At 58.5% G+C, this 6,530-nt stretch carries 7 protein-coding genes; 1 reads left to right on the top strand and 6 read right to left on the bottom strand.

The features are described from left to right. The first annotated feature begins 3 nt into the window (after positions 1-3). Complete coding sequence (locus tag H5U02_05270; GenBank protein MBC7341845.1) at positions 4-627, top strand: DedA family protein; 624 nt, start codon at positions 4-6, stop codon at positions 625-627. A gap of 15 nt (positions 628-642) precedes the next feature. Here the strand turns inward: H5U02_05270 and cyoE are convergent, their stop codons facing one another. The 6 genes from cyoE to hemB form a co-directional block, all read right to left on the bottom strand. Further along, positions 643-1,575: a protoheme IX farnesyltransferase gene (cyoE, locus tag H5U02_05275; protein ID MBC7341846.1), complete on the bottom strand. Its 933-nt coding sequence runs from the start codon at positions 1,573-1,575 to the stop codon at positions 643-645. Positions 1,576-1,687: 112 nt separating this feature from the next. Beyond that, complete coding sequence (gene hemL / locus H5U02_05280) at positions 1,688-3,022, bottom strand: glutamate-1-semialdehyde 2,1-aminomutase (GenBank protein MBC7341847.1); 1,335 nt, start codon at positions 3,020-3,022, stop codon at positions 1,688-1,690. Position 3,023: 1 nt separating this feature from the next. After that, on the bottom strand, positions 3,024-3,494 hold the full coding sequence (locus tag H5U02_05285; protein MBC7341848.1) for an Lrp/AsnC family transcriptional regulator: 471 nt from the start codon (positions 3,492-3,494) through the stop codon (positions 3,024-3,026). Between the two features lie 120 nt (positions 3,495-3,614). Continuing rightward, the gene (locus H5U02_05290) at positions 3,615-4,211 is read right to left on the bottom strand and encodes an Lrp/AsnC family transcriptional regulator (GenBank protein MBC7341849.1); all 597 of its coding nucleotides are present in this window, start codon (positions 4,209-4,211) and stop codon (positions 3,615-3,617) included. After that, entirely contained in the window at positions 4,123-5,145 is a 1,023-nt protein-coding gene (gene nirJ2 / locus H5U02_05295) for a putative heme d1 biosynthesis radical SAM protein NirJ2 (protein MBC7341850.1), read from the bottom strand. Before nirJ2 ends, H5U02_05290 begins: the two co-directional genes overlap by 89 nt. Positions 5,146-5,170: 25 nt before the next feature. Then, positions 5,171-6,175 (bottom strand): porphobilinogen synthase, encoded by a 1,005-nt coding sequence (hemB, locus tag H5U02_05300; GenBank protein MBC7341851.1) that lies wholly within the window; start codon positions 6,173-6,175, stop codon positions 5,171-5,173. Positions 6,176-6,530: the final 355 nt, after the last annotated feature.

Consider the following 6,530-nt stretch of genomic DNA (forward strand, 5'->3'; position numbering starts at 1 on the left):
AAAATGGAATTCTTTGATCATCTGTTGGATTGGGCTTCCAGCTCCACGCTGTACTTATGCATTCTTCTCTTTCTGACCTTATTAATAGAGGGCACGGGCATGCCGGGCATCCCTTACGAACCGGTATTCTTGCTAGCTGGATACTTCATTGCCACTCACCGCATAGATTTTTGGGAAGCAGTGGCAGTGGGTACGGCCGGAAACCTAATTGGAAACCTCGTCGGTTATTGGTTGGGAGCCACTCCCGGGCGCCGGCTTTTGTCGCGGTGGGGCTTTTCCATCGCCGACAAGCTCCAGAACCTGGAACAGCTCAACCGCTGGCTGATCCGTTACGGGCCAGCTGTAATCATAATCTCGCGCTGGTTTGGCCCTATCCGAACTCCGACCATACTGGGCGCTGGCTTTCTTAGCATGAACCTCAGGACCTACATCATCATGTCCACTATCGGCGCCTTCACTTGGACAGGAGCCTGGCAGTGGGGAAGCTGGAAGCTAGGCGATTTGGCCGTGGCCTACTGGCATTACTTGACTCCTGAACTCAAGGTTGCCGTTATCGTGGTGGCCACCATTGCCACCGTTCTTAGCGTGTGGTACTCCCTCAAATACCTCCAGCGCCAGCAAGCGTAAATTGGGTGGCCAACTCTAGAATAGCGCATCTAAGATGACCCCCAGGAAGATAAGGAAAAGGTTGGGGCTAGAAAGCTTGAATACCTTCCAAGCCTTTTCTGGGGTAGGGTCAAGGTATAAGGCCAGAGCTCCCAATAAGGTTAGGGCCGTCGCTATGCCCCCCAAAGTTGCGTATATCCAGCCTAAATCGGCCGCCCAGTATATCAAGGCGGCGAAAACCGCCAAGATTAGGCTGGTGGCCATGATGCAGCGAATCACGCTTAAGGTGCTTCGCACCGCTGGCAGCATGGGCACTTGGGCCCGCAAGTAGTCATTGCGGCAATAGAGGGCAATGCTCCAGATGTGATTGGGAATCCAAAGCACCACCAAAGCTCCCAAGAGGATAGGAAGCAAGTCTATCTTCCCGGCCACCGCCACCCAACCGAACAGCACCGGGAAGCCACCGCTAAAACCTCCCAGGACGATGTTGAGAGCCGTGCGGCGCTTGGACCAAACGCTATAGACCAGTACGTAATCTACTATCCCGCCCACCAGAGCCAGAACCGACAGCCAGTTAATGCTGGCCGCCAAAGCCAACCCCAACCCCACCAGCGCTAGACCGAAGTACAGGGCTTTAGCCGGCGGATAAATCCGCGCCGAGGGGATAGGCCGCTTGCGGGTGCGCTCCATAATTGCGTCCAAATCCCGGTCCACAAAGCAACTGATGGCGTTGGAGCCAGCGCAGGCCAAGGTAACAGCAAAAAAGGCCTCCATTAAGTTTTTCCAGGAAGCATTGGCTCCCGGGGCTAGCTGGGCCGCCGCAATCATGCCTGCCACCGCCGTAAAGACCAACAGCCCCACTGTGGCTGGCTTGGTTACTTCGATGTAGGACTTAATCTTAGCCCAGCCCACCACCTGGGGTATAGCCACTACCCCAGGAGCGTAGAATTGATCCTTGTCATAACCCATAAGTTCCTAAAAGCCACCCTTTCTGGTTATCCAAACACGCAGCTTAAAAAGTGCGCCTGATCAAGTTAGCACTAAGCTATGATTCGCCGCCGTAGCCAGATTTCCTGCTCTCTCAAGCCTGGCCCTGGCCAGCCGCCAATGCTTCCTTGGCGGCCGCAACAGTAAGATCAATATCCTCAGAGGTATGCGCCAACGAGACAAACCAACACTCAAAGGCAGAAGGGGCAATATAGATGCCCCGCTCCAACAGGCCCCGGAAAAATTCCTGAAAGCGGTTGCCATTGGTGCTGGTGGCCGATGCATAGTCGGTAACTGGCTGGTTGGGCTCGGAGGTAAAGAAGACCGACAGCATGCTCCCCACCCGGTTGACAGTTAGGGATACACCCGCTTCTTGGCCAGCAGCTTCCAGGCCAGCTTGCAGCTTGGCCGACAGCCGTTCCAACTCACCGTAAGCAGAGGCGGAGCTCAAAACTTCCAAGGTGGCTAGCCCGGCCGCCATGGCCAGCGGGTTGCCGGAGAGGGTACCCGCCTGGTATACCGGGCCAGCCGGGGCCACCATCTCCATAATCTCCCGGCGCCCTCCGTAAGCCGCCACCGGAAGCCCGCCACCGATGACTTTGCCCAAGCAGGTGAGGTCCGGCTGGACCTGATAGAGTTCCTGGGCGCCGCCATAGGCCACCCGGAAGCCGGTCATAACCTCATCGAAAATTAGCAGGGACCCATAACTCCGTGTGAGGTCGCGCAAACCTGGCAAAAAGCCTGGTTGGGGAGGAATACAGCCCATATTGCCGGCCACCGGTTCCACGATTACCGCCGCTATCTGGTGGCCGCGTTCCCTGAATGCCCGCTCAACGCTGGCCAGGTCGTTATAAGGCAGCACCAAGGTGAGCTGAGCCAAGGCCTGGGGCACACCCGGGCTGGTCGGAACCCCCAAGGTCAAGGCACCCGATCCGGCCTGAATGAGCAGGTGGTCGGCATGACCATGGTAGCACCCCTCAAACTTGACGATGAGGTCGCGCCCGGTGTAGGCTCGGGCCAACCTCAGGGCGCTCATGGTGGCCTCGGTGCCGGAGTTCACCATCCTGACCACCTCTATGGAGGGCACAGCTTCCACCACCCGCCGGGCCAGCTCGATCTCTAGTTCGGTACAGGCGCCGAAGCTGGTACCTACCTCCCTGACTACTCGGCTTAAGGCCTCCACCACCCTCGGGTGGCGGTGCCCCAAGATCAGCGGCCCCCAGGAGCCCAGGTAATCTATGTATTGGTTGCCATCCACATCGTAAACCCGGGATCCCTGGCCATGATCAATAAAGATGGGATCCATGCCCACAGCCTTAAAAGCGCGTACCGGGCTATTTACCCCACCGGGCAGATATCTCAGGGCTTGCCGAAAGAGCTCCTCAGACCGCAGCCACTTTCCTTGTTGCCGCACTGGCACACCTCCCATTTTAAGCATAAGTCATGCTGGTTTTCTTAATTTCAACGGTGCTGAAGAGAATCCTGTAGTCCCGAACCTTCAGTTCGTCGGCCAGCTCCTTTACTACTGCCTCAACTTGGCTGCGGCGCTGGCCATGGACCATGAAGAACAGATTGTAGGGCCAGCCTGGCGCCGGCTTCCTCTGGTAACAATGGGTGACCCGCCTGTCCCGGGCCAGGGCTTCCCCCACCTCCTCTAGCCGCCCGCTGGGGACTTGCCACAACACCAAAGCATTGGCCGCTACCCCGGCCCGTCGGTGAGCCAGCACTGCTCCCACCCGGCGCAACCTGCCTTCGGCCTGCCACCGGCGCAGCCGGGAAAGCACCTCTCCCTCACTCCAACCGATGGCGTCGGCAATACGAGCAAAAGGCCTGGCCTCAAGGGGGATGTTGCCCTGAAGCTGGGCAATCAAATCCGCGTCTACCAATTTATCCTTGCTCATGCCCTTTTCCTTTCCTTTGAAAAACAGCTTACTTCCACCCGCCCAGCACTCAACCTTGGGCTCAACATAGCCCAGCCAGGCACTGGCGGTTTGGTCCGGTTAGACTCCGTGCCTACAGCCTCAACTTGAGTGCTGGGCGGCCAACTCCTGGCCCAGGTCAAAACAAACCCGGATCTTATACACCCGCTCAGTGGGAAACTGGACCACGTCTGCTAAGCCAGCCTCGGCTTTTATGGCAGCGATTTCTCGCTGAAGGGCTGGTTCGGAAGCTGCCATCACCGTGAACCACAGGTTGAGCTCGCCCTCCCGTAGGTAGCAGTGGGTTACGCCCGGATGCCTGTGGATGGCGCTGGTAACCTGCTCCAGCTCCCCCTCGTCTATTTTGGCAGCACACAGTATCCCTTGGTAGCCCAGCTGCCGAGAATTAAAGATACCGCCCAGGCGCCTGATTACCCCGTTAGCTTTCAGCCGCCTTAGCCGAAGCAAAACCTCTTCTTCTTCCATGCCCAATTGCTGGCCGATGGCAGCAAAGGGTCGCTCAACCAAAGGCAGGCCGGCCTGTACCAAGTTGAGCAGCCGGCGATCTTGCTCATCCAGCCTGATGCCGCCGGTTGGCGCTTGCCCGCCCTTACTCACTGGCCGCCACCTCGCCCCTGGGCTGATACCCCCGGCCACCCCGGTACAAACACCACGGCTCCTCGGCCATGAAGTCGCCATGATAATAATAAGCCCGGGCCCGGCAGCCGCCGCAGGCTTCTTTGTAAGCACAGTCCCCGCACCACCCAGAATACTTCTGGCTCCGCAGGCGCAGGAATACTGGGCTATCCTGCCAAATGCGATTGAAAGGCTGCTCTCTAACGTCGCCGCACTCCAGGTCCAGGTAAGCGCAGGGCTGCACTTTCCCCACTGGGTTGACGATACAGTAAGAGATGCCTGCCAAACAGCCCTTCTGGAAGCGAATGGGAATACCCATCTGTTTAGCGATGCGAACGAACTGGGGAGCGCAAGTAGGTTTAAGCTCAATATCGACCTGGCGCTGCTTGCTGAGGATTTGGCGCAGCTTGGCTTCGTATCCTTCGGCCCGCAAGCTGGCCCGCTCGATCTCTACCGCCCTGCCGGTAGGAACCAAAAAGAACAGGTGATGCCCCCGAGCCCCCATCTGCACGGCTAAGTCAGTCAAGGGGATCACTTCTTCAGCATTCCAATCCATAACCGTGGTATGCACCTGGAAGGGCAAGCCGGCTCGGCGGCAAGCCTCCATGGCCCGAAGGGCACCTTGGTAGGCGCCGGGTAGGCGCCGGAAGCGATCTTCCTTTTGGGGGTCAGTGCTATCCAAGCTAATGCCCACCGCTCCTACCCCAACTGCTTTCAGTTCCTGAGCCCATTCCTCAGTTAGCAGGCTACCGTTGGTGCCGAGGACCGGCCGAATCCCCTCCTCCACCGCAGTGGCCAATAATTCCAATAGGTCGGGCCGCAGTAGCGGCTCACCGCCACTGAAGATCATCATCCGGAATCCTGCCTGCTTGGCTTGCCGGATAAGCTCCTTTCCCTCCTGGGTGGTCAACTCCTCCTCGGCTCGAGTTCCGGCATCGCGGTAGCAATGGTCGCAAAACATGTTGCACTGGTTGGTTACATTCCAAGATAGCATCATCGCCATCGCCCCCCATCCGCGATTTCTAGGCCTCAGCTAGCCATCGGGCCACATCGGGAGCGTAATAGGTCAATATCAGGTCCGCGCCGGCCCGTTTCATGGCGGTGAGCATTTCCAAAACCACCGCCCGTTCGTCCAGCCAGCCCCTGGCGGCTGCCGCTTTGACCATGGCGTATTCCCCGCTGACATTATAGGTAGCCACCGGGCAGGGGAACTGCTGCTTAATCTCTTTTACCACGTCCAGATAGGCCAAAGCCGGCTTTACCATAATGATATCGGCGCCCTCCTGCCAATCTAAGGCTGCCTCCAGCAGGGCCTCGCGCCGGTTGGGCGGATCCATCTGGTAGCTCCTGCGGTCGCCAAAGGCGGGGGCAGAACCAGCTGCTTCTCGAAACGGCCCGTAAAAGGAGGAGGCATACTTGGCGCTATAAGCCATGATGGCCACTTGGGTAAAGCCGTTGGCATCCAGTTTTTCCCGGATGGCCCGCACCCGACCGTCCATCATATCCGATGGTGCCACCAAGTCGGCCCCAGCTTCCGCATAGCAGAGAGCAGCCCGAGCCAATAGTTCCAGGCTAGGGTCATTGGCAATTCTTCCGCCGCCTTCATCCGGTAAACCGCAGTGCCCATGGCTGGTATATTCGCACAGGCAGACATCGCAGATCACCACCAGCTGGGGAAAATGCTGCTTGAGTGCCCGCACCGCCCTAGGTACCGGCCCCTGGGGATCCCAAGCCCCAGAACCGACAAAATCCTTGTTTTCGGGGATGCCAAACAGGATTACCGCAGGGATCCCCAGCTCCACTAATTTCTCGGCCTCCGGTAGCAATCGATCCACCGAATACCGGCTTATGCCCGGCAACGAGGGCACCGGTTCGACCTTATCCTGCCCGTAGGTTACAAACAAAGGATAAATGAGATCATTTCGATTGAGCTCTGTTTCCCGCACCATCTGGCGCAAAACCGGGTTTTGCCGGAGCCGGCGCTGGCGCCGGTAGGGAAAACCAGGACTACTAAAGCTCACAGCCATCATCAGATCCCCTCCGCTCTTTCAGGCCGATACTTCCGAAACATTTCCCATGCCGGGGCGCTGGCGCCGGCTCCACATGGGCTCGCCAGCGATCCGTATGGCTCCTCGTCACCCTTCGGCGGGGTTCCCGGCCAATTCGACCTCCTGTCTCAAGAGGCCGGCCTCGGACGTCCTGTCCTCGGCCCCGCCTTCGGGCTCGGTCTCGCCAACGGCTCGCAGGGCTCGCCCAAAGTCGCCTTGCGCCAGCATCCCGGCCATTTTCATACTTCTCTCGGATGCACCTTCAGGCCAATCTCTTCGTCGGTAAGGTAACAAGCCGGGTCCGACTCCCAGAAGTCCCCAGTAGCCGCCTCCG

The organism is Clostridia bacterium, assembly GCA_014360065.1.
Lineage (GTDB): Bacteria > Bacillota > DSM-521 > Neomoorellales > JACIYF01 > JACIYF01.

Excerpts from the sequence above, each read along its gene's own strand:
- H5U02_05270 (MBC7341845.1), top strand. The coding sequence starts at position 4 with ATGGAATTCTTTGATCATCTGTTGGATTGGGCTTCCAGCTCCACGCTG.
- cyoE (MBC7341846.1), bottom strand. The coding sequence starts at position 1,575 with ATGGGTTATGACAAGGATCAATTCTACGCTCCTGGGGTAGTGGCTATA.
- hemL (MBC7341847.1), bottom strand. The coding sequence starts at position 3,022 with ATGGGAGGTGTGCCAGTGCGGCAACAAGGAAAGTGGCTGCGGTCTGAG.
- H5U02_05285 (MBC7341848.1), bottom strand. The coding sequence starts at position 3,494 with ATGAGCAAGGATAAATTGGTAGACGCGGATTTGATTGCCCAGCTTCAG.
- H5U02_05290 (MBC7341849.1), bottom strand. The coding sequence starts at position 4,211 with ATGGCGACTTCATGGCCGAGGAGCCGTGGTGTTTGTACCGGGGTGGCC.
- nirJ2 (MBC7341850.1), bottom strand. The coding sequence starts at position 5,145 with ATGATGCTATCTTGGAATGTAACCAACCAGTGCAACATGTTTTGCGAC.
- hemB (MBC7341851.1), bottom strand. The coding sequence starts at position 6,175 with ATGGCTGTGAGCTTTAGTAGTCCTGGTTTTCCCTACCGGCGCCAGCGC.